This window comes from Thermocladium sp. ECH_B (assembly GCA_001516585.1).
Lineage (GTDB): Archaea > Thermoproteota > Thermoprotei > Thermoproteales > Thermocladiaceae > Thermocladium.
Window position 1 is genome coordinate 1 of record LOBW01000112.1, and the last position, 3,655, is coordinate 3,655.

A 3,655-nucleotide genomic window follows, 5' to 3' on the forward strand; every position below is an offset into this window, starting at 1 on the left:
GCTCAGTTGCTTACTTTGATGGATGGTTTGCAGGAGAGGGGTCAAGTCGTCGTTATCGGGGCCACTAATAGGCCCGACGCCGTTGATCCAGCCCTTAGGAGGCCCGGCAGATTCGATAGGGAGATAACCATTGGAATGCCGGATAAGAATGCCCGTAGGGAGATATTGAGCGTCCATACCCGTAATGTGCCGCTCTGCAGTGAGGATGATGTTAAGAACAATATTTGCGATAAGTCAGACTTGATCAGTCTTGATGAATTAGCCGAAATGACGCATGGATATACTGGGGCCGATATAGCTGCACTAGTGAAAGAAGCAGCAATGGCCAGATTGCGGAAATCAATTGATCAGAAGGTGATAGACCTAGAGCAACCTGAGATACCGCAAAACATCTTAGAGAAGATCAGGATAAGTAAGCAGGACTTCCTGGATGCAATGAGGTACGTTCAACCAACCGTGCTTAGGGAAATAATAGTCGAGATGCCGGAGGNTAAGTGGGATGATATTGGCGGTTACGATAATGTTAAGCAAGAGTTGAGGGAAACCGTTGAGTGGCCAATAAAGTATAGATCATACTTCGAGGAGTTAGGAGTGGATCCGCCTCGCGGTATTTTGTTGTTTGGGCCTCCGGGTACTGGGAAGACTTTGTTGGCTAAGGCCGTGGCGACTGAGTCCGGGAGCAACTTCATATCCGTGAGGGGGCCGGAGGTGTTCTCCAAGTGGTTCGGGGAGAGCGAGAAAGCAATTAGGGAGATATTCAAGAAAGCCAGAATGGCAGCCCCAGCCGTGGTATTCTTCGACGAAATAGACAGCATAGCCCCAGCGAGGGGCATGACCATGGATACGGGAGCAATGGATAGGATAGTTGCCCAACTGCTGGCGGAGATGGATAGCATATCCAGGCTTGACGATATAGTGATAATTGGGGCCACCAATAGGCCCGACATGATGGATCCAGCCCTGCTGAGGCCCGGGAGATTCGATAGGATAGTCTATATTCCGCCGCCCGATAAGGAGGCTAGGTTCGAGATACTCAGGGTTCACACGAGGAACATGCCCCTAGCCAAGGACGTCGACCTGGAGGAGTTGGCGAACATGTTGGAGGGGTACTCCGGCGCGGATATAGAGATGCTGGTGAGGGAGGCCGGATTAATTGCGCTTAGGGAGAACGAGAATGCGACGAGCGTGGAGGCTAGGCACTTCCTGCAGGCAATGAAGAAGGTTCGGGCATCAATAACTCCAGACATGATTAAGTTCTATGAGTCTTGGTGGGACCGCATAAGGCAAATGGTGGCGAGAACGCGGGGGAGGGCGGAGAGCCTATATGTGTGATCAGTGATGAGTGCATCGCTGCCGCTGGATTACTTGATATATAACTTCCTTAAGTCAAAGAAGGAAATAGCTTATTCCGATCTTCTTCAGGCAGTTAAGGCATGGAGCAGCGAAGCCAGCGAATCCGAGATTAGGCGCGCATTGATGAAGCTTGAATTAAATGGATTAATAATTGTGACAAGCGATAAAAAATCGAAGTACTACATAGTGCTAAGGCAATGAATTTCTCCGTGAATCTTATGAGTTTATATTTAAATTTAATTAACTTTTGGGGGTTAGGGGAAGTCCCCGTGAGAGCGAGGTAGTTCACTGACTATGTTATTTTGCCTTTTCCGCCTTTAAGAATGCCGCTGATTGGCGGCTAATTTCAATTCTAGGTATTCCCCCAGGGCAATTGCATTATTGTATGGGGACTCAGTTTATACACATGGGGAAAACCTCGCCATTTATGGCGGGGATGGGGGATAACTTTATCATATATTATGGCTAATTCGAAGGATTCATAGGCGCCGTAGTACCGCACTGACCTCCTCCCCGCCTTTAGGGTTCCCCGAGGTCTTGGGGGTTACGCCCCATTATGGGCGCTACTCGGTCTCCGCGTCGCGGATCCTCCTCCCGGTATTGCTGGGGAAGTCGGCTCCCGTCCTCCGGGCTTTTAACGCCCTCAGCTCCTCTACATCGTGACGAATAATACCTGGACTTATTAATGCAGTGGCTATTAAAGCTTTAATAATCAGTTTATTTGGTAATCATATGCATAAGCGTGATGCCAGGGATTTAGGGAGGATTAGGTGGTACGTGGATTACGTCCTCGACTTGGTTGGTATGGGGTTGGATGAGAGCAAGGACTTGGTGGCGCAGGTGAGGGATAAACTTGAGGAGGTTGTTGAGAGGTCTAGGAAGGGTGAGGTCGTGATTCCAGAACAATCAATTTACCTAGAGAAAGGTAGGGATTTCACCTTTGATGCCGAGGACATTCTCAAGTTCCTCAAGGAAGCACAGCCGGAGCAGTTGGATGTCTTTAGTAGGGAGTTGCTGAGGGAATTAAGGAGAAGGAAGAGGTTGAGTGAGGAGGTGGATAGGATAGAGGAGGAGGTTAGGAGGTACGTGAAGTCCCTCGGGATTTACGTCCCATTCTCAATACTGGAGTACGATAGGTTTCGCCTAGGGAGGAATAGGTACCACTACATGTTCAAGGCAGAGATCAGTGCGCACAGGTACCTCGACGAGTACGAGGGCACACTTGACGAGTTGATAGAGCTCTTTAAGAAGGTCGTGAGGAGTGAGTCCAGGGAGATTTCCAGGCTCATCAAGAGGGCTAGGAGTGAGGGGGAGAGGTGGATTAGAGAGGTTGGTGGCTTGTCGGAATTCCTTTCCGAGCTTGAGTCCCACGTGATTGAGGTGGCCATATTGACAATAACGGGTTCTAAATTAGCTAGACCAAGCACCTGGAGGGGACTCGATGACGGAGCCATAATAGCCATGGGTATGGGATTGGAAAAAGCCGGTGATTTGGAGGCAATTAAGTGGGATGTAACGAGGGCGGGTCCAAACGAGTTTGTCTATGGGACTAACCCACACCTATGGCCCGAGTTCTATGGGTGGTTTGTGGAGTCCCTGAGATCCAGTGAAGTGTTGAGTATTATACTGAGGTCATTTAGGAAGGAGGTTGATGAGCTCACCGGGCTCCCGGTGAAGGAGTTAAGGGGCTACGTGGTTAGCATGAGTGAGGGTAAGATCACGTATAGGCAATTAACAGCCAGAGAATTATTTGAAGCGCACACAACAGACTCAGCCACCGGTGAACGCATCGAGCCCGAGCCCGCGGTAATCTACTGCGGTCCAGGTGATGATAGGATATACTCCATACGTGGAACGTGACACCTAAGGCAGTGCATTATCCCTAATTAACGCCCTATTATTTAAACCCCTGAATTATGTGAAGTCTCGGCGTGAACTTAGTGCCGAGCCCGGTCGCCATGGGTTTCGTGATTTCCTCATCCTTACGTATGCATTCGTCACGTGAAGCACATTGTGACAAAATGAGTGACAAGCCTCGCCCTTTAGGGCGGGGTAAGGTTTTTAGGCTCTGAATGCGAGGGAATAATTGTGTGGGGAAGCCCTGAATAGGGCGCGAGCACTGCATAACGTGTCCCCACGCTAACATATATCCTTGAGTCCCTGGGATCCGTGGATGGGGGGCTCTCCGTGGTGAGGGATAGGGGTAATGGGTTGAAGGCTCAGCCCGTGGTCCACCGCTGGACGAATGGAGCGGGGTGAACCACTAGCTGTGAAGTGGTGAGGATGAAGGTGATGAACCACG

Annotated in this window: 2 protein-coding genes and 1 pseudogene; all 3 read left to right on the forward strand. The window is 50.1% G+C overall.

Going from position 1 to position 3,655, the window contains the following annotated elements; translation table 11 throughout:
• The 3 genes and pseudogenes from AT710_09365 (at position 1) to AT710_09375 (ending at position 3,213) form a co-directional block, all read left to right on the forward strand.
• A pseudogene (locus AT710_09365) lies at positions 1-1,239 on the forward strand.
• A 96-nt stretch (positions 1,240-1,335) separates the two neighbouring features.
• Complete coding sequence (locus tag AT710_09370) at positions 1,336-1,554, forward strand: hypothetical protein (GenBank protein KUO90200.1); 219 nt, start codon at positions 1,336-1,338, stop codon at positions 1,552-1,554.
• 531 nt (positions 1,555-2,085) lie between these two features.
• Positions 2,086-3,213 carry a hypothetical protein gene (locus tag AT710_09375; GenBank protein ID KUO90201.1) on the forward strand — a complete coding sequence of 376 codons (1,128 nt, stop codon included), beginning with the start codon at positions 2,086-2,088 and terminating at the stop codon, positions 3,211-3,213.
• Positions 3,214-3,655 lie beyond the last annotated feature (442 nt).